We start from the raw sequence: 19,711 nt of genomic DNA on the forward strand, positions 1-19,711 counted from the left end.
AATGAAATTATACAGTACCAATAACCACCGTTTGAGTGTAGATTTTGAAACCGCAGTATTTAACAGCATGCCCCTGGATAAGGGGCTGTTTATGCCGGCACACATTCCAGCATTAGACCCTGAATTTATTGCTCAGATCCATGAACATACGCTGCCAGAAATTGCATTTAAGGTGGCATCAGCATTGCTGGCAGAGGTAATGCCTGCAGATGATCTGAAGCAGATCATTGATGAAGCCATTAACTTTGAAGCACCTTTAAAAACAATTGGAGCCAATACGTACGTGCTGGAATTATTCCATGGCCCCTCTCTTGCTTTCAAAGATTTTGGTGCGCGGTTTATGAGCAGGGTCATGGCTTATTTTCTCAAAGACAATCAAAAGATCCTGGATGTACTGGTTGCCACATCGGGCGATACGGGAGGCGCCGTTGCACTAGGCTTTCTGGGCGTTCCAAATACCCGGGTAACCATTCTATATCCAAAAGGCAAAGTAAGTGAAATACAAGAGCTCCAGCTGTGTACAAACGGTCAGAATATTCATGCCATAGAAGTTGACGGAACTTTTGATGACTGCCAGCGATTGGTTAAGGAAGCATTTGCTGATGAGGCTTTAAATGACCGGTTGAGACTTACCTCGGCAAATTCAATTAATATATCCAGGCTTATACCTCAAACCTTTTATTATTTCAATGCCTACGCGGAATTAAAAAGATTGGGTAAAGCCGGTGATGTAGTGTTTTCAGTGCCCTCCGGAAATTTCGGCAATATTGCTGCCGGCCTGCTGGCTTATAAAATGGGTTTGCCGGTAAAACAGTTTATTGCAGCAACCAATGTAAATGATAGCGTACCGCGTTACCTGGAAACGGGTGTTTACGAAACCAGGCCTTCTGTACAGACTTATGCCAATGCAATGGATGTTGGTGCACCAAGCAACTGGGTTCGTATCATGGATCTGTTTGATCAGGACAGAGATGCAATTCTGAACATCCTAAAGGGTTATCGTTTTACAGATGAAGAAACATTAGTAGGTATTAAAGCCCTTGATGAGCAATTCGGCTATGTTGCTTGTCCGCATACCGCAATTGCCTGGCTGGCTTTTCAAAAGTACGGTCAGGAAGATTCGGGTAAGTATACCGGGGTATTTTTATCTACTGCCCATGCGTGTAAGTTCCCTGATGTTTTTCCGGAAAACATTCGGATGAAGATCGAAATACCGGAGCAGGTAAAAAGTTTACTGGCGAAAGAAAAGTCTGCTACGGCGATGAAACCGGATTATGAAGCATTTAAAAATTACCTGACTACTTTTTACTAAAGCGCATGATGGCAATATCGCCCATCATAAAATTTAGGGTCGTATCGCTGGTAATGGAATAGTTGCTTACTTTCTTAAGTGTATTTAGAAATGTAAGTTCTCCTTCTCCCGGGCAAGCCATTTTTGTAAGAATTATTGGGCCTGTAAAATTAACGGTAGTGTCATCTGCAACCAGTACGCCTGAAAATGAGTTGCAGCTGGTATTGCCGCTAAATCTTTTTTCTGAAATTTCAAATTTAATGAAGGGGGCTTTAGCGGGATAAAGACCATTAAACGCAATTCTTGGGCCGGAGATGTAGTCGAGTTCCCATGTACCACTTAGCTGAGACAACCCCCCGTTACCCATGGTACCGGGTTTCAGCGTAGTACAAGCAGTAAGAGCGCTTGTAATAACTATTGCAAGTATCATTAATCTTTTCATAGTATTACTTTCATTTGTTAATTCTGAAAGGTACAAAGAGTATTCCAAAAAAAGGAGATGCGGGAACTATTTCGTCTATTCAAACTTAATTGTTGGATAATAACCAGATAAAGCATACTTCATTTTGGCGAAGGCCGGCAATTGATAAGATTAAAATACCCCTTGTATAATCTTTTTAGTGGGTTCAGGATTTCCCATCGTGTAAAAGTGTAGCACAGGTGCCCCCATCTCTTTCAGTTCTTTACATTGATTGATCATCCACTCAATACCAACAGATTTCACATCTTTTTCATTGCTGCATGACTGGATCGCCTCACTTAATTCAATCGGGATATCCAGGTGAAATACTTTAGGCAGGCTCATGAGCTGCTTACTGTTGGTGATCGGTTTAAGTCCGGGGATAATTGGGACATTGATGCCATTGGCGCGGCATTTATCTACAAATTCTTTATACTTTTTATTGTCAAAGAACATTTGGGTGACGATAAATTCTGCACCCAGATCTACTTTTAGCTTTAAATATTTAAAATCAGTATCAAGATTCGGAGATTCAAAATGCTTCTCCGGGTATCCGGCTACACCAATACAGAAATCGGTACGCTCTGATGTTCCCATATCATCATGGAGATACTTTCCCTTATTCATGTCTGTTACCTGGTTTAGCAGATCAGAGGCATAAGCATGGCCATCCGGAGTTGGAATGAATGCGTTGTCACTCTTCCGTGCATCCCCGCGCAGTACCAGCACATTGTCGATACCCAAAAACTGCATGTCGATCAATGCATTTTCGGTTTCATCCTTAGTAAAGCCGCCGCAAATTAAATGGGGAACAGCATCCACTTTATATTTATTCATGATTGCTGCACAGGTAGCAACCGTACTCGGGCGCTTACGGTAAGCCACCTTTTCCAGTAAACCATTGGCATGCTGCTTATAAATATAATCTTCACGAAGATAGGTCACATCAATAAATGGCGGGTTAAACTCCATTAATGGGTCTATCGCATCAAAGATGCCTTTAATGCTTTGCCCTTTAATGGGAGGTAATAACTCAAATGAGAATAAGGTGTTACCCTTTGCGTTGTTGATGTGGTCTATGATCTTCATGTATTGCGATTGCGTATATTTTAAATTAATAAGCCAGGTTAGGGCTCAGCCATCTTTCTACTTCTTCGATTGGCATTTGTTTACGGACCGAATAATCTTCGATCTGGTCTTTTGTGATCTTACCAAGGCCAAAATACCTGGATTGCGGATGGGCAAAATAAAACCCGCTAACCGCTGCAGTTGGGTGCATGGCATAGTTTTCTGTCAAATGCAAACCAATCTTTGCTTCAGCATCCAGTAATTGAAATAAGGTGCCTTTTTCCGTATGTTCCGGACAGGCAGGGTATCCTGGTGCAGGGCGAATGCCTGCATATTCTTCTTTAATGAGTTCTTCGTTACTCAGGCTTTCGCTTTTTGCATAACCCCAATATTCTTTACGTACCAACTCATGCATCCGTTCAGCGAACGCTTCCGCAAGCCTGTCTGCCAAAGCTTTGGCCATGATGCTGTTATAATCGTCGTAGTTTGCCTCAAATTCAGCAACCAGTTCGTCGCAGCCAATTCCGGTAGTTAACGCAAATCCGCCAAAGTAATCAGGTACTCCGGTTTCTTTTTGCGCAATAAAGTCTGAAAGTGCATAGTAAGGCTGTCCTGCAACTTTTTCTGCCTGCTGACGTAAGGTGTGAATAGTTACCTCTTCGCCTTCGGCTTCAAGTACGATGTCATCTCCAACAGCATTTGCCGGCCAAAATCCGATCACCGCCTTTGCGGTCAGCAGTTTTTCATCTACAATCCTTTTGAGCAGGGCTTTAGCGTCGCTAAATAATTTCTTAGCTTCATCACCAACAACTTTGTCTTCCAGAATTCTCGGATAGCTTCCGCGTAATTCCCAGGTTTGAAAGAATGGTGTCCAGTCAATATAAGGAACGAGTTCCTCCAGCGGATAGTTTTCAAAAACCTTTGTTCCGGTAAAGGATGGCGCAGGAGCTACCAGGTCTGTATCAATTTTAAAGTTATCGGTCCTGGCCTCCTCAAGCGTTTTGAACCGCTTATCAGAACGTTTATTTAAATGCGCTTCACGTGCTTTATCGTATTCCTCGCGAATATTCTGTATGTATTGTCCGCGGGTATCTTTGTTCATTAATGTGCTGCATACGGTAACACTTCTCGAAGCATCAAGAACGTGAATAGCAGGGCCAGAATAATTTGGTGCTACTTTAACTGCAGCATGGATCCTGGAGGTGGTTGCCCCTCCAATAATCAATGGGATGCTGAAACCTTCACGTTCCATCTCTTTGGCAAAGTGAACCATCTCATCCAGTGAAGGGGTAATTAAACCGCTTAGTCCGATGATATCTGCATTGACCTCTTTTGCTTTTTTGATGATCTCCTGTGCAGGTACCATCACACCCATATCTATGATCTCGAAGTTATTACACGCAAGAACAACGCCTACAATATTTTTCCCAATATCATGAACGTCACCCTTAACGGTAGCCATCAGGATTCTTCCGGCAGATGAATTTTGATCCTGGTCGGGATTATCTAATTTCTCCTGCTCAATAAAAGGCAATAAATAGGCCACAGCTTTTTTCATTACCCTCGCAGATTTTACAACCTGTGGAAGAAACATTTTTCCGGCACCAAACAGGTCTCCTACAATGTTCATCCCATCCATCAAAGGGCCTTCAATAACCTGGATCGGACGGGCATATTTTTGCCTGGCTTCTTCCACATCGGCATCCAGGTATTCAATGATTCCTTTTACCAGTGAATGGGAAAGTCTTTCCTCAACAGGGTTTTTACGCCATTCTTCATCGCGCACAATTTCCTTGCCTTTTGATTTGATCGTTTCTGCAAATTCTACCAGCCGCTCTGTAGCATCATCCCTGCGGTTCAGCAAAACATCTTCCACACGTTCCAGCAATGCCGGAGGAATCTCCTGGTAAACTTCCAGCATACCTGCGTTTACAATGCCCATATCCATACCTGCTTTAATGGCATGGTATAGAAATGCGGAGTGCATGGCTTCACGAACGGTATTGTTTCCTCTAAAAGAAAAAGATATATTAGAAACACCACCACTTACCTTGGCATGCGGCAGGTTTTCTTTGATCCATCGTGTCGCGTTAATAAAATCTACTGCATAGTTATTGTGTTCTTCCAGCCCGGTAGCAACAGTCAGGATGTTGGGGTCAAAAATAATGTCTTCAGCGGGAAAGCCAATTTCATTTACCAATATGTCGTATGACCTTTTACAGATCTCTTTTCTTCTTTCAAAGTTATCCGCTTGTCCCTGTTCATCAAAAGCCATCACGACAACGGCAGCACCGTAAGTCATTATTTTCTGCGCACTTTCCCTAAACTTATCCTCGCCTTCTTTTAAGGAGATGGAGTTTACGATGCCCTTGCCTTGTAGGCATTTTAATCCGGCTTCAATAACGGTCCATTTGGACGAATCGACCATGATGGGCAACTTTGAAATATCGGGTTCTGAGGCAATGAGATTCAGGAACTTGGTCATTGCGGCTTCAGAGTCAATCATCCCTTCATCCATGTTGACGTCAATTACCTGGGCACCGCCTTCTACCTGCTGACGGGCAACAGTTAGTGCCGCTTCAAAATCACCGCTTAAGATCAGCTTTGAGAATTTTGGTGATCCGGTAATGTTGGTGCGCTCACCAATGTTAACGAAAATACTTTCCGGTGTAATCGTTACAGGCTCTAATCCGCTTAAACGGAGATTGGTATCTATTTGTGGTATTTTGCGTGGTTCTACATTTTTTGCTTTCTCGGCAATGCAGCCAATATGGTCAGGAGTAGTTCCGCAGCAGCCGCCAACAATGTTTACAAAGCCATGCTGTATAAAGTCTTCTACCAGGTGGGCAGTTTCATGCGGCATTTCATCATAAGCACCAAATTCATTGGGTAAACCGGCATTTGGATACGCAGATACATAACATCCTGCTTTAGCAGATAATTCTTCAATGTGCGGTCTCATGTCTTTAGCACCCAAAGCACAGTTAAATCCGATGCTCAAAGGCTCAGCATGAACCACCGAATTGAGGAAAGCCTCAACCGTTTGCCCGGATAACGTTCTTCCGGATGCATCGGTAATGGTACCGGAGATCATGATCTCTATCTTGCGTCCAACTATTGCCTCATATTTTTTGATGGATGAGATGGCCGCTTTTGCATTTAATGTGTCAAAAATGGTTTCGATCAGTAATAAGTCGGCACCACCATCAACCAATCCGCGAACCTGCTGATAATAGGCATCTTCAAGTTCATCAAAGGTTAAGGCCCTGTAACCGGGGTCATTCACATCCGGAGATATGGAAAGTGTTCTGTTTGTTGGGCCTACGGCACCGGCAACAAAACATTTTCTGCCCGGATTGGCAGCCATAAATTCATTAACGGCTTCTTTGGCAATTTTAGCACCTTCAAAGCTCATCTCATAATCCAGTTCTTCCATCTGGTAATCTGCCAGAGAGATGCGCTGGGTACTAAAGGTATTGGTTTCAATGATATCGGTACCGGCTTTTAAGTATTCAGTATGTATGGCCTTAATAATATCCGGACGTGTAATGTTTAACAGGTCATTATTTCCCTTTACATCACAAGGATGGTTTTTGAAACGCTCCCCCCTAAAATCCTCTTCGGTTAAAACATAACGTTGTATCATGGTGCCCATTGCACCATCTATAATCAGTATACGTTTTTCTAACTCTGCTCTAATGTCCATTCGTAAGTATAAAGTATGGGCAGGCATTGAATGGCAAGGCAGTAAAGCCGGGCTGTAATCAGTACCTGCAAAAAGGCTTATGGAAAGTTCGTCAGTTAAGGGCGACTTTAACTTATCTTTCAGGAGCTATTTAATATAGTTCCCGTAGAATGTAGCACCTTGTAAGCACAGGTTGCCAAGACTTCGCTGGTTCTAATCCCTCCGTCTTTCTCTATAAGCAGTGCAAAAATGCAACAAAGAAAAATCATTTCCAAAAAAACAGAACTTAATGCCAATAAAATTGCAGAGAAGCGGTAAATGATAGCGGTGATCGGAATTTAATTCTGAATGCCTGATCTGTAAAGTAGCAGAAAATATCAGTTTTAACAGGTATTAGTGCCTGTTCGTCGCAATTAACATTTCTTAACATCATAAATAATAAGCTTCGCTTTATAATTATGAAGAGAAATTTACTGTTATTAAGTATGGTTAGCCTCATTAGCATGAATGCATGGGCGCAACGGCCGCTAAAAACGCGGGCCACTCTGGATGGTTTTTATACCCTTTCTATGAGTAAGATGCTCGACACGATCATTTTTCAAACCAAGCTCAGGATCATATATGATCCTGAAATGATTAAAGAATATTCTGTTGTTGAGCATTATTTTAATGAAAATGTAGCGGATGCCCTTGCCAGAATGTGTAAGGACAATAAGCTGTACTATTGGGTAGATCCTGATCAGCGTATTTATATCATCCGTAAAACGGAAGATGTGAGCCGGTTAAAAAAGATGGTCAGTGAAGTTAGGGAATTGAATACTACGCCGGGCAAAGTTCCGGATGTCCGTCCCAAATCGGTTCCGGATCCTAAAGCCGCAAGCGTAGCCCTAACGAATCCTGGCCCTGTTAAAACGGCTTTCTTTACCATAACCGGCCGGGTTATAGATCATGTAAGCGGAGAGTCGCTTCCAGCAGCAATAGTCCGGGTCAGAAATACCAACCTGGTTACCTCTACCAATACAGATGGATATTTTACCCTGATGAAGGTACCTTCTGATACTTGTGTACTGACCATTCATTACATTGGGTATCAGCCAGACGTTTATTCTTTAAATGCAGATAATATCAAAAAAGAAATTCTAGTGAGCATGTTCTCATCCGTAAAATCATTGGATGAGGTGGTTATTGCAGATCGCAAAAAGGAAAGTTTAATGAGTACAGACAAACGTAGGGTTAGTGTACTGCAGATCTCGCCTTCTAAACTGGAAGAATTGCCCAACATCGGAGAGAAAGATATCTTAAGGGCTTTCCAGCTGATGCCCGGAATAAGTGCCAGTAATGAATCTTCTTCAGGAGCTTATGTAAGAGGAGGAACACCGGATCAGAACCTGGTCTTGTTTGATGGTTTTACGGTTTACCAGGTAGATCACCTATACGGTTTCTTTAGTGCCTTTAACAGTAACGCCGTAAAAGATGTTACGTTGTATAAGGGAGGTTTCTCTGCTAAGTATGGAGGCCGCTTATCCAGCGTTACCGACATTGTTGGTAAGGAGGGAAATAATAAGGAAACAAGTATAACGAGCGATTTGAGCTTACTAAGTGCGAATGTTTTTCTGGAAAAACCGATCAGCAGCAAGTCCACCGTGCTCCTTGCCTACCGGCATTCTTACCAGGGGCCGTTGTACAATAAGATCTTTAACCAATTTAATACGAGTACGTCTGTTGCTTCCGGAGGCGGCGGACGTCCTGGCGGTGGTGGTCCACCAGGAGGGGGAGGTGGTGGTTTTGGCGGTGCTTCTTCAGTAAGCACCCCATCTTCCTCTTTTTATGATTTCAACGCTAAATATACTTACGCACCGGATGACCGGAACAGGTTTTCCTGGAGTTTGTACCAGGGTAATGACAACCTGGATAATAGCAGGGAAATAACGCTGCCGTCATTTGTGTCCAATTCCGGTACAATTAAAATGACTGATAAAACAACCTATGGCAATCTTGGATCCAGCTTAAAATGGTCGAGACGCTGGAGCCAGAAATTATATGCAAATACGCTGCTTAGTTATTCTACCTACCATAGCGACAGGGATAACACCAATACGCTGACCATTGAGGACAATGCCGGAGGTGATGATCAGGAGGTAGCAACCGGAACACTGGAGAAAAATAGCCTGAAAGATTTTAGTTTAAAGTCCGATTGGGAGTGGCAAACAGCCAGTAAATTTAAATTCTTGTTTGGCGGCTTTGCATCCAGTCAGGATGTTTCCTATGAAAATAGCCTGAATGATACCAGTACACTGATTAGCCAGCACGTTAAGGCGCTAACTGCCGGTGGATATGCAGAACTGGAAATGGACCCCACCAGGAATTTGCAGATTAAGCCCAGTTTGCGGAGTACCTTTTATGACCAAACTGGCAAAGTCTACCTGGAGCCCAGGATGACTGCAACTTATACTTTGACAGACCGGTTAACCCTTAAGGGATCAACCGGAAAATTCTATCAGTTCACCAATCGTGTAATTAAGGAAGATATCTTGTCTGGCAGCCGGGATTTCTGGGTACTGTCCAACGGCAGCACTATTCCGGTAAGTTCAGCCAATCATTATATTGCCGGTTTCAGTTACGAAACAGATCAATTCTTATTTGATGTGGAAGGCTATTATAAAACGCTGGATAACCTTTCAGAATATTCACAACGGCAAAGTGGCAGGGGTATGATGGGAAGCGGTGGTACACTGGAAGAATATTTTTACAGCGGCACAGGATATACCAAAGGACTCGAATTTTTAGTTCAAAAAACTCATGGCAAATATACCGGGTGGATCAGCTACACCCTTGGAAAAGCAGTGAATAACTTTGAAGTTTATGATGGAGAGTTTCCGGCAAGTCAGGATACCCGTCATGAGTTTAAATCCATTAACCTGTACCATTATGGCAAATGGACATTTGCGGCCACATGGATCTATGCATCTGGCAAGCCATATACCGCCCCAATTACCAGTTACTCTATTGATGGTCTTAGTGGAACCCGGCGTACGTTTTTAACCATAAGCGGAAAGAATCAGGAACGAATGCCTTCCTATAACCGCCTTGATGTATCTGCCACGTATGACCTGATTAAGATTGACAGGCGTAAAGTAGGAAGCCTGGGTTTCTCATTATTCAATGTATACAACCGGTCTAATACCTGGTACAGGCAATATTCAATCGTAAATAACCAGGTGGTTACTTCAGATGTCAATTACCTGGGTTTAACCCCAAACATTACACTTACTCTAAAATGGAAATAAATAAAGAAAATACACACATGCGCTATTTCTACCTGCTATTTGCCATCCTTTCCATCTGCTGCCTGTTTGCCTGTGAAAAAGGAAACGACTCTGCTGAAGCTTACGAGCGTCCGGTGGTAGAGGCTTATCTGATCCCGGGAAAGGCGGTTTTGGTAAAGGTCTATTATCAAAAGTACCTTGAGGATACGATCTCCTATGGCTTTCCCATCACCGGATTAAAGCTGAAGATCTCTGATGGATCAAAATCAGTGGAATTAACAGAAAGTAAGGCCGGAAATTACGTTTTTGAAGACACGGCTTTTGTAGCAGATAAAAAGAGTTATGCGTTAAGCTTTGAATACAATAATAAAACGATAAGCGCACAAACAACGGTTCCGGATAAGCCGGATGGATTTTCATCTTCTGCTGTTGAACAGTACCTTCCCGATTTCAGAATAGATTCTCCTGAAACTTTTGTACCGGTTACTTTTAACTGGAACAACCCCTCGTCGGCTTATTTTGTAATGGTTTTTAAAAACATCGATAAATACCCACAACAGATTTCAGGACGGTTTAGCATCTTGTATCGTGACACCGAGGTTATGCTCGGACAGGTTAATACTTACGAAACACAACGGATGCAATTTAATTTTCTGGGAAATTATAGGGTGCTGCTTTTTCATGTCAACAAAGAATATCGGGATGCCTTAAATAATAACGGGGGCAGTTCATTGAATTTAACCACCCCAGCTACCAACATCGTAAATGGATTGGGTATCTTTACGGCAATGCAGGCAGATACGGTATCTTTACACGTTTATGAGTAGATAAAATAGGCATGAAAAAATCAAGATACAAGAGTTTATTAAGTGTTTTAGCCCCATTATTGATTTGGCTGATGGTACTTAGTTTGCCCTTTCTTTCAAGGATAGGAGATACACGGCCAGAATTCAGGAATGAATGGCTTAGGACTATGTTCTTATCCAATATTTTATTGATTGTTATTTTTTACCTGCACAGCTTTCTGATCTATCCATTAAGGACCAGAAAGAATGGGATGATTATTTATGGTCTGGTGCTTTTCGTTACCCTGATCGTCTTTTTAACCGGCAATCACTTTTTACATCCGGAAATGCCGCGTTTTCCAAACCGGGGTGACATGCCGCCCCCAAGTCCGTTAATGGGATTTCTGCCTTTCGCATTTGTAATCGTAGCCAGCTTCTGTTATCGGATCTATATGGATAAGGTTGGCCGTGAAGAACAGATCAAAGAACTCGAGAACCTGCAATTAAAGACGGAACTGGAATTCTTATCTTCACAGATCAGTCCGCATTTTATGTTCAATGTGCTGAATACTTTGGTGTTTCTGGCCAGGAAAAAATCAGAGCTAATTGAGCCATCCTTAATCAGTTTATCCCAATTGATGCGGTATATGTTATATGAAAGCAATGGTAGCCAGATTACCCTTGCAGATGAGATTGAGTATCTTAAAAGTTATATCAATTTACAACTGCTGCGGTTTGGGGATGATGTCAGGCTAAATTTATACTTGTCAGGCCCCTTTGAAAGTTATAGAATAGAACCCATGCTATTGATCCCATTTGTAGAGAATGCTTTTAAACATGGTATTGGTACGCTTGAAGCGCCTATTATTGATATCTCCTTAGCGATAGATCCGGAAAAGCGTATATTGAAAATGGAAGTGATCAATGGGATGACGCCGGCAGGTATCTATGCAGCTCCTTCTTCTAAAGAATCAGGTATTGGCCTGGCAAATGTAAAAAGAAGGCTGGAGTTACTCTATCCGGGACGCCATTCCTTTACGGTCCAACAAATTGACAGCACATTTATTGCCGGACTTCAAATTAACTTATGAAGATGAATTGTATACTGATTGATGATGAAAACCCTGCACTTCAATTGCTGGAAGATAATGTAAAACAGGTCCCTTATCTAAATATTGTGGCTTCATGCCGAAATCCGATGCACGCTCTGGATATCATCAAAGACCAGCAGATTGATCTGATTTTTCTCGACATAAATATGCCCGGGATCAATGGTCTCGATTTGCTGCGCTCATTAAAACACCCGCCAATGGTAATCCTGGTTACTGCGTATGAAGAACATGCGCTGGACGGGTTTAACCTTGATGTGGTAGATTATCTGATCAAGCCGGTTCCATTTGCCCGGTTTTTAAAAGCAGTACAAAAGGCCAGGGAACTATATGAGATCAGGCAGCCCAAAGCAAAGGTTATCCCATCTGAAAATGATCATGTATTTGTCAATGCAAACTATTCATTGGTTAAGGTAAGTATACAGGATATTACCTTTATAGAGGGTTTAAAGGACTATGTGAAGATTCATATCGAAAATGGAAAACCAATCATTACGCGAATGGGGTTAAAGGCAATGGAAGAGAAGCTTGATCCCCGTCGGTTCATGCGCGTTCATAAATCATATATTGTATCACTTCATAAGATCAATTCCATACAGAAGACCCAACTGGTTATTGATGGAGCAGAAATACCTATTGGTGAAGGATACAGAACTGCATTACAGACTTATATCAGCCATAAAAACTTATAAGGTTATTGATATTTAAGAAATCAAAAGTATAATGATCTTTTATAGCTAAATGCGCTAATTTCTTTTGTTGCTCAGGCAGTACCTGATCAGGATTGGTTTGTTTTAACAGATATTTTTCAAATGTCTCATTTTCTATTTGATGAATAAGTACATCTTTGGTCCAGCCAAATTTCTTCGTTGCTTTAATGTAAAACTCCCGCTGCTGATTGTCTTTGCATTTTTTTAAAATGGTGCGTATTGAATTTCTCGTACCAATGGTACGAGATTTATAATGCACTGATATTAAATGCGTAATGATTTTTATTGTTTAGGTTTTGATTCTGGGTTTACGTATAAAAATAGGTGTTTTTTTATAAAAACTTACCAAAATTTAAAGGAAAGAAGAAATAAAATCATGATTATGATATATACTTCAGTTAGATATAACGTAAAAAGGCCTTACTCTTCAATTGAAGAATAAGGCCCTTTTACGTATAATAATGTGATTACTTTCTTCCGCCAAAAATTCTTAATAAGAAAAGGAAGATGTTAATAAAATCCAGATATAGGTTTAAAGCACCCATGATGGCTAATTTCTTAGCATCAGCGGCTACGATCTGGTCTCCGTTCTGTTCTATACCGGCTCCAATATTTTTTAACTTCTGTACGTCATAAGCAGTTAACGCTGTAAATACAGCAACACCAATGAAGCTCATTACATAGCTAAGGGTAGAACTTCCAATGAATAGATTTACTAAACTAGCGATAAATAACCCAGCAACACCCACCATTAGGATCGGTCCGAATTTCGTTAAGTCTACATCTGTAGTATAGCCCAGGAAAGCCATAATACCAAATATGCCGGCGGCAGCAGCAAAACAAGCTACAATAGACCCAGCAGTATAGATTAAAAGGATGAAGCTTAAGCTTACGCCCAAAAGAATGGAGAAAAGCACGAATACACCCAATAAAGCCCCGTAAGAAAGACGGCTAAATCCTGTTCCCATTACCAGCACGAGTGCAAGGGGAGCAAACATGGCTACATAACCAAGAATTGTTCTTTGTCCGGTTTCAAAATTAATTAATTGACTTAAAGCAGCCTCAGAAGTTGAAATGAATAAAGCTGATGCAGTAGATAATCCTAAAGCAATAAACATCCATAAAAATACATTTGCAAAGAATCTCTTTGCAACTACACCAGTTTGATCCGGTGCATAAACATCTTTTTGTACCCAGTCGAAATTATTATTATTGTCCATTTGTTTAAATTTTATTAAAGATATGAATTGTTTTATATCAAGCAAAAGCTATGCCCCTAGTCTTTTTGTCAGGATTTCTTCAACTTTTTTATACAATTGAAGTGGTTTCAGGGTTCTCCATGCCAAATCGTCAAGCTGACCGCCAAAGTTTATGTAATAATCTATGTTGCTATGCCTGAATTCATTGATTACATGTTCCTGAAAATTTATTCCGGTGATCCAGCCATCTTCAACTTCCTGAAACCACTCTTCATAATAGCTGTCTTCCGAAGAATGGAAATTTAATATGTTTTCACCGATCAGTATAAATTTATTTATGCCTTCATCCATCATGAGTTCAAGAATTTCACGTTTCATGAGCATAATGTCATTGTTGATGGCATCATTCCATTCTCCGATAAATTCTATAATGGCATAATTCCGGTCATAATCGGCATACAGTACCTTTAGGTAAAGCGTATTTGAGCCAAAATCATCCCATTGCGGATGGATTAGAAAATTATAGAGTTGTTTATCGAAATAAAACTCTGAATATTCCGTATTAAAAAAAGGTGAACGCTCATCTTCTGCTGCGATATAATCGTCGCGCCAAAGATAATAAGGTTCTATTTCATGCATCTGTAAAGGGATTATTTATTGCTGCCCTCCAGGGCTTTACTTGCTTCAATAGCTTTGCGTACACTGCCATGAAGGATCAGCAGGTCTGCAGCATGGTCATGGTCTAAGTTTAATTCATCCATGATCATTTGAGTACCCCTGTCTACCAGTTTGTGATTGGTCAATTGCATATCTACCATTTTATTGCCTTTGATCTTTCCAAGCCGGATCATCACTGTAGTACTGAGCATATTCAGTACTAATTTTTGAGCTGTTCCTGACTTCATGCGAGTTGAACCTGTTAAAAACTCAGGGCCAACTACAACTTCTACCGGGAAATCACTTTCTTTTGCAATGGTGCCCCCTTCGTTACATACAATACATCCGGTCAATATACCATTTTTACGGGCACTGTTTAATCCGCCAACAACATATGGGGTTGTTCCGGAAGCAGCCAGTCCGATTAAACAGTCCTTTGAGTTAATTTGATATTCCTGAAGGTCTGTCCATGCTTGTTTGGTATCATCTTCTGCATTTTCAACAGCCCTTCTAATTGCAGTATCGCCGCCGGCAATGATGCCAACAACCTGATCAAAGGGAACGCCAAAAGTAGGAGGGCATTCGGAGGCATCCACAACACCTAATCTGCCGCTTGTGCCTGCGCCGATATAAAATAACCTTCCCCCCTTAGCCATTCGCTCTGCAACAGCCGAAGCAAGCTTCTCTATTTGCGGAATAGCTTTTTCTACTGCCAGAGGAACCGTTTTGTCTTCGTTATTTATGCCTGTCAGAATTTCAAGTACAGACATTTGATCAATGTTATTGTACTTTGATTCTTGCTCGGTTATTCTTATCATTCGTTTAATTTTTGTTAAAATTCGTGATTTTCTTTTTAAACTAGAAATAATAGCGGTAATCAATTCAAAATTATAAAAGAAAGGCTGGTGTAAATTAAATGTGAATTGTGTTAAACAATTAAAAATCTAAGCGGTTAATTAGTTAAATGACCCTGTAATTTTATAACTTTACAGGGTCTAAACCATGAAGAAAAGTACCCGTTACAACGTATTAATTGCACTTACCTATTCAATAACCTTGATAGGTGGGATGTTTATGGGCTATAAATTTCTAAAAGACCAGGGATACCAATTTCAGCGAACTACCCATTATGCCGATAATAACGCTGAAAAGGTGGATGAAATTATCCATATCATCAATAAAAATTATGTAGATGAGGTAAATGCAGATTCGTTAAATCATTTACCCATTGATAGTTTGCTGCATCAATTAGATCCGCATAGTATATATCTGCCCCCTGCTAAAGCCAATGAATTTGCCGAAACACTTGGTGGGAATTTTGCAGGCATCGGAATTGAATATTATATTTTAAATGATACGTTACTGGTAACTAATGTTTTTAAGGATGGACCTGCATTTTTAGCCGGCATTAAACAAGGGGATAAGATCCTGAAGATTGATACGGTCTTTGTAAGCGGTAAAGCACTGCCGCGTGAAAAAATGATCGGTAAAATTAAAGGCAGGGAAGGTACACCGGTACGATTGATCGTTATGCATCCCGGAGCAGAGCAGCCCGTTGTCCTGAATATCAAACGGGAAAGGGTTAAAGTAAGCAGTATAGACGCGTCTTATATGCTCAATGCAGAAACCGGATATGTAAGGATCAGTAAGTTTGGTGCAGAAACGGATAAGGACTTTATAGAGTCTATCCGGAGCCTTAAAGCTAAAGGAATGAAAAAGCTGGTGCTGGACCTTCGCGATAATGGCGGAGGCTATCTGACGGCAGCTACCGGACTTGCCAATCAGATTTTGGAAGAGAATAAGCTCATTGTATATACAGAAGGAAAGCATGAACCACGAACCGATTATGTAGCTACGGGCGGAGGGGAGTTTGAAGATGGAAAGCTTGCGGTGCTGATCAATGAAAATTCTGCATCAGCGAGTGAGATCCTGGCGGGTGCTGTTCAGGATCTAAACCGGGGGATCATCATTGGACGCCGTTCTTTTGGAAAAGGATTGGTTCAGGAACAATTTCCTTTTGGGGATGGATCTGCATTAAATCTGACCATAGCACGTTATTATACCCCTTCAGGAAGAAGTATTCAGAAATCTTATAAAAAAGGTTACAAGGCCTATCAGAATGAAATTGAAGAGCGGTTTACCGATGGTGAACTGACCTCAGGAAAGATCAGTAAAAAAGATAGCTTAAACAGTAAAGCATTTATTGGCGGTGGTATACAACCAGATATATACATTAAGATGGATACCGCTGGTTATAATAAATTATATTATACACTGGTATCTAAAAAGGTATTGTTTGATTTTGTTTATGATGTTTTAGCGAGCAGGTACACGGCTTCGTTTATAGAACAAAATATGGCGGCATTTTCAATTAACGATGCTGATTTTAAAGATTTTATCCGGTATGCCCAGGGCAGAAATGTAGTTGTCGATCCTAAACAGCTGGCCGTAGCAAAACCTGTGCTTCTAAGTGATATCAAAGTTCTTTTATGCAAGTATCACTTAGGTGATGCGGGCTATTATAAAGCGCTTAACCTAAGTGATGCAATGATAAAACAAGCAATTACCAGTTTACAGTAATTGCCTGTTTCTATTTAAAGGATTTATTTTTGTCTGAAATAGATCTGTATCGGTACTCCGGTAAAGTCGAAGTGCTCACGAAGCTTATTCTCTACAAAACGTTTATACGGTTCTTTAATGTACTGCGGTAAGTTACAGAAGAACGCAAACATTGGAGATGTGGCATTGATCTGTGTAATGTATTTTATTTTAATGTATTTTCCTTTTAATGCTGGCGGCGGATATTTCTCTATAATTGGCAGCATTACATCGTTTAATTTTGATGTAGGGACTTTCTTCGCTCTATTTTTGAATACCTCCAGTGCAGTTTCAATCGCCTGGAAGATCCGTTGTTTGTTAATCACTGAAGTAAAGACGATCGGTACATCGGTAAAAGGCTGAAGTTTCTGACGAATCTGATCTTCAAATGCTTTAACTGTTTTATTATCTTTTTCGATTAAGTCCCATTTATTTACGAGGATAACGATGCCTTTTTTATTTTTCTCAGCAAGGTGGAATATGTTTACATCCTGTGATTCCAGGCCTTCTACCGCATCCACCATTAAGATGACCACATCAGCTTCTTCCAGCGCCTTAATTGTACGCATAACGGAGTAAAATTCGATGTTCTCTTTAACCTTTGTCTTTTTACGAAGACCGGCGGTATCGATAAACATAAATTCATGACCAAACTGGTTGTAATGAATGTGAATAGAATCTCTGGTGGTACCGGCAATAGGTGTTACAATGTTTCTTTCTTTACCGATCAGTGCATTGATCAAAGAAGATTTACCAACGTTAGGTCTGCCTACAATGGTAATTTTAGGCAGGGCGTTCTCTTCTTCAGGAATATCTTCAAAATGGACGATCACTTCGTCCAGTAAATCACCCGTTCCAGAACCAGTCATGGAAGAGATCGGGTAGATCTCGCCTAAACCAAAGCCATAGAAGACAGCGGCCTCATTTTGTAATTGGGTATTGTCTACTTTATTTACAACGGTAAAAACCGGTTTTTTACTTTTTCTAAGGAGTTGTGCAATTTCATCATCCAGATCGGTAATGCCTGTAGTCACATCGACCATAAACAATAGGACGGTAGCTTCTTCGATAGCGATAACTACCTGCTCACGGATGGCTGCTTCAAATACATCTTCTGAATTTGCAACGTAACCACCGGTATCAATTACGGTAAATTGTTTATCGGTCCACTCCGCAGAACCATAGTGACGATCACGGGTTACACCGCTAAAATCATCAACAATAGCTTTACGACTTTCGGTTAAGCGGTTAAAAAGGGTAGATTTGCCTACGTTTGGTCTTCCGACAATTGCGATAATGTTACTCATGTGTGTTTGTGAATTGTATTAATTATTAAGGGGTTGCAAAGGTAAGCTTAATTTTCGTACCCGAAACTTTTTAAATAGTTCTTTTTACTTCTCCAGTCAGGAATTACCTTTACGAAGGTTTCCAGAAACACTTTTTGATCTAAGAATTTCTCAATATCCTTGCGTGCTTCAGTTCCTACTTTTTTAAGCATAGCGCCTCCCTTGCCTATCAGGATGTTCTTTTGCGAGTCTCTTTCTACGATGATCTCTGCACTGATCCTGGTAATTTTTTCTTCTTCCTTGAAGGCGGTAATGACTACTTCTGTGCTATAGGGTATTTCTTTCTGGTAGTTATTAAAGATCTTTTCGCGGATAATTTCCGATACAAAGAACCGTTGGTTCCGGTCTGTAAGGTCTTCTTTGTCGTAAAAAGGAGCATGTTCAGGAAGGTGATCCAGTACCATGGTCATAATTCCATCCAGGTTATATTTATGAAGGGCAGATATTGCGAAGATGTGTTTAGGGTTTAATTTCTCCTGCCAGAAAGCAGTTTTTTCATCCACCTGTTCTTGCGTAGCATTGTCAATCTTGTTGATTAGTACGATCATAGGGATGGTGGTGTCAATAATTTTTTCCAATACATCATTCTCATCATACTGCTCATTGATGTCTGTCATGAACAAGATCAGATCGGCATCAGTTAGTGCACCTTTTACAGAACTCATCATAGAATCTTGCAGTTCATAGCGGGGTTTTATGATGCCGGGTGTATCAGAAAATACAATTTGAAAGTTTTCTTCATTAACAATCCCCAAAATACGGTGACGGGTTGTTTGGGCTTTCGGCGTGATGATCGAAAGCTTTTCGCCCACCAGGGCATTCATTAGGGTAGATTTGCCCGCATTGGGCTTACCTATTATACTTACAAAACCTGCTTTATGCGACATGAAATATTTTTTAAAATAAATTTGCACCGCAAAGAAACGAATTATATCTTTGCATTCCAATTCGGAAGAAGAGTTAAGGATTTAACAAAGCGACTAAAATTGTATATAGTGCGGGGTGGAGCAGTTGGTAGCTCGTCGGGCTCATAACCCGAAGGTCATCAGTTCGAGTCTGGTCCCCGCTACCAAAAATGGTTCGTAACTTTTCGGAGTTAAGGCAATCAAAAATGGCCCGTTCGTCTAGGGGTGAGGACGCCAGATTTTCATTCTGGAAACAGGGGTTCGATTCCCCTACGGGCTACTCGAAACCGCTTTACAAAAAAGTTGAGCGGTTTTTTTGTGACTGTAAGGAATAGTCGGCATTTGCGGAACGGAGTTCCAAAAAAATATAGTGCGGGGTGGAGCAGTTGGTAGCTCGTCGGGCTCATAACCCGAAGGTCATCAGTTCGAGTCTGGTCCCCGCTACCAAAGAAGTTGAAATGACACTTCTTATTTAATGGCCCGCTCGTCTACCGGTTAGGACGCCAGATTTTCATTCTGGAAATAGGGGTTCGATTCCCCTGCGGGCTACAGGAAAAAGCATCAATCGATACGGTTGATGCTTTTTTTATGTTTACTGTTTTGGTGAGTCCTTCTCTCCGCCTCGAATTGTT

The 19,711-nt window shown here is 41.0% G+C and carries 15 protein-coding genes, 4 tRNA genes and 1 riboswitch; of the genes, 10 read left to right on the plus strand and 9 right to left on the minus strand.

Annotated elements, in window-relative coordinates; translation table 11 throughout:
- Window position 1 precedes the first annotated feature (1 nt).
- Entirely contained in the window at window positions 2–1,312 is a 1,311-nt protein-coding gene (gene thrC / locus ATK78_RS11015; protein ID WP_133576136.1) for a threonine synthase, read from the plus strand.
- Here thrC and ATK78_RS11020 read toward each other — a convergent pair.
- The 3 genes from ATK78_RS11020 to metH all read right to left on the minus strand — a co-directional run bounded on the left by ATK78_RS11020 (window position 1,299) and on the right by metH (window position 6,525).
- Window positions 1,299–1,733 (minus strand): META domain-containing protein, encoded by a 435-nt coding sequence (locus ATK78_RS11020; RefSeq protein ID WP_133576137.1) that lies wholly within the window; start codon window positions 1,731–1,733, stop codon window positions 1,299–1,301. The two genes, thrC and ATK78_RS11020, sit on opposite strands and share 14 nt — an antisense overlap.
- Before the next feature lie 150 nt (window positions 1,734–1,883).
- Window positions 1,884–2,840, minus strand: coding sequence for a methylenetetrahydrofolate reductase [NAD(P)H] (gene metF, locus ATK78_RS11025; RefSeq protein WP_133576138.1), 957 nt, complete (start codon window positions 2,838–2,840; stop codon window positions 1,884–1,886).
- A 25-nt stretch (window positions 2,841–2,865) separates the two neighbouring features.
- The gene (metH, locus tag ATK78_RS11030) at window positions 2,866–6,525 is read right to left on the minus strand and encodes a methionine synthase (protein ID WP_133576139.1); all 3,660 of its coding nucleotides are present in this window, start codon (window positions 6,523–6,525) and stop codon (window positions 2,866–2,868) included.
- A 109-nt stretch (window positions 6,526–6,634) separates the two neighbouring features.
- Window positions 6,635–6,745: riboswitch (SAM riboswitch) on the minus strand.
- A 217-nt stretch (window positions 6,746–6,962) separates the two neighbouring features.
- On the opposite strand from metH, the gene ATK78_RS11035 reads away from it, so the two are divergent.
- Genes ATK78_RS11035 through ATK78_RS11050 form a run of 4 tightly spaced genes read left to right on the plus strand, consistent with a single transcriptional unit; the run spans window position 6,963 to window position 12,356 of the window.
- Complete coding sequence (locus ATK78_RS11035; protein ID WP_133576140.1) at window positions 6,963–9,791, plus strand: TonB-dependent receptor; 2,829 nt, start codon at window positions 6,963–6,965, stop codon at window positions 9,789–9,791.
- Window positions 9,782–10,597 carry a DUF4249 family protein gene (locus ATK78_RS11040; RefSeq protein ID WP_133576141.1) on the plus strand — a complete coding sequence of 272 codons (816 nt, stop codon included), beginning with the start codon at window positions 9,782–9,784 and terminating at the stop codon, window positions 10,595–10,597. The genes ATK78_RS11035 and ATK78_RS11040 overlap by 10 nt, the downstream gene beginning before the upstream one ends.
- A gap of 11 nt (window positions 10,598–10,608) precedes the next feature.
- Window positions 10,609–11,646 (plus strand): sensor histidine kinase, encoded by a 1,038-nt coding sequence (locus tag ATK78_RS11045; protein ID WP_133576142.1) that lies wholly within the window; start codon window positions 10,609–10,611, stop codon window positions 11,644–11,646.
- 2 nt (window positions 11,647–11,648) lie between these two features.
- Window positions 11,649–12,356: a LytR/AlgR family response regulator transcription factor gene (locus ATK78_RS11050; RefSeq protein WP_133576143.1), complete on the plus strand. Its 708-nt coding sequence runs from the start codon at window positions 11,649–11,651 to the stop codon at window positions 12,354–12,356.
- Here ATK78_RS11050 and ATK78_RS11055 read toward each other — a convergent pair.
- From ATK78_RS11055 to murQ, 4 genes are all read right to left on the minus strand, one after another.
- Window positions 12,337–12,633, minus strand: coding sequence for a DUF1016 N-terminal domain-containing protein (locus ATK78_RS11055; RefSeq protein ID WP_208112342.1), 297 nt, complete (start codon window positions 12,631–12,633; stop codon window positions 12,337–12,339). The two genes, ATK78_RS11050 and ATK78_RS11055, sit on opposite strands and share 20 nt — an antisense overlap.
- A 208-nt stretch (window positions 12,634–12,841) precedes the next feature.
- Entirely contained in the window at window positions 12,842–13,594 is a 753-nt protein-coding gene (locus tag ATK78_RS11060) for a Bax inhibitor-1/YccA family protein (protein WP_133576145.1), read from the minus strand.
- Window positions 13,595–13,642: 48 nt separating this feature from the next.
- The gene (locus ATK78_RS11065; RefSeq protein ID WP_133576146.1) at window positions 13,643–14,212 is read right to left on the minus strand and encodes a hypothetical protein; all 570 of its coding nucleotides are present in this window, start codon (window positions 14,210–14,212) and stop codon (window positions 13,643–13,645) included.
- A gap of 11 nt (window positions 14,213–14,223) precedes the next feature.
- Window positions 14,224–15,048: an N-acetylmuramic acid 6-phosphate etherase gene (gene murQ, locus ATK78_RS11070; protein WP_133576147.1), complete on the minus strand. Its 825-nt coding sequence runs from the start codon at window positions 15,046–15,048 to the stop codon at window positions 14,224–14,226.
- Window positions 15,049–15,232: 184 nt separating this feature from the next.
- On the opposite strand from murQ, the gene ATK78_RS11075 reads away from it, so the two are divergent.
- Window positions 15,233–16,810, plus strand: coding sequence for a S41 family peptidase (locus ATK78_RS11075; protein ID WP_133576148.1), 1,578 nt, complete (start codon window positions 15,233–15,235; stop codon window positions 16,808–16,810).
- Window positions 16,811–16,833: 23 nt separating this feature from the next.
- Here the strand turns inward: ATK78_RS11075 and der are convergent, their stop codons facing one another.
- The gene (gene der, locus ATK78_RS11080; protein ID WP_133576149.1) at window positions 16,834–18,135 is read right to left on the minus strand and encodes a ribosome biogenesis GTPase Der; all 1,302 of its coding nucleotides are present in this window, start codon (window positions 18,133–18,135) and stop codon (window positions 16,834–16,836) included.
- Window positions 18,136–18,182: 47 nt separating this feature from the next.
- Window positions 18,183–19,061: a GTPase Era gene (gene era, locus ATK78_RS11085; RefSeq protein WP_133576150.1), complete on the minus strand. Its 879-nt coding sequence runs from the start codon at window positions 19,059–19,061 to the stop codon at window positions 18,183–18,185.
- Between the two features lie 109 nt (window positions 19,062–19,170).
- Between era and ATK78_RS11090 the strand changes: the two genes are divergently transcribed.
- From ATK78_RS11090 to ATK78_RS11105, 4 genes are all read left to right on the plus strand, one after another.
- A tRNA-Met gene (locus ATK78_RS11090) sits at window positions 19,171–19,246 on the plus strand.
- Window positions 19,247–19,287: 41 nt separating this feature from the next.
- Window positions 19,288–19,359, plus strand: a tRNA-Glu gene (locus ATK78_RS11095).
- 91 nt (window positions 19,360–19,450) lie between these two features.
- A tRNA-Met gene (locus ATK78_RS11100) sits at window positions 19,451–19,526 on the plus strand.
- A 30-nt stretch (window positions 19,527–19,556) separates the two neighbouring features.
- Window positions 19,557–19,628, plus strand: a tRNA-Glu gene (locus ATK78_RS11105).
- The last annotated feature ends 83 nt before the right edge of the window (window positions 19,629–19,711 follow it).

Source organism: Pedobacter metabolipauper (assembly GCF_004362715.1).
GTDB lineage: Bacteria > Bacteroidota > Bacteroidia > Sphingobacteriales > Sphingobacteriaceae > Pedobacter > Pedobacter metabolipauper.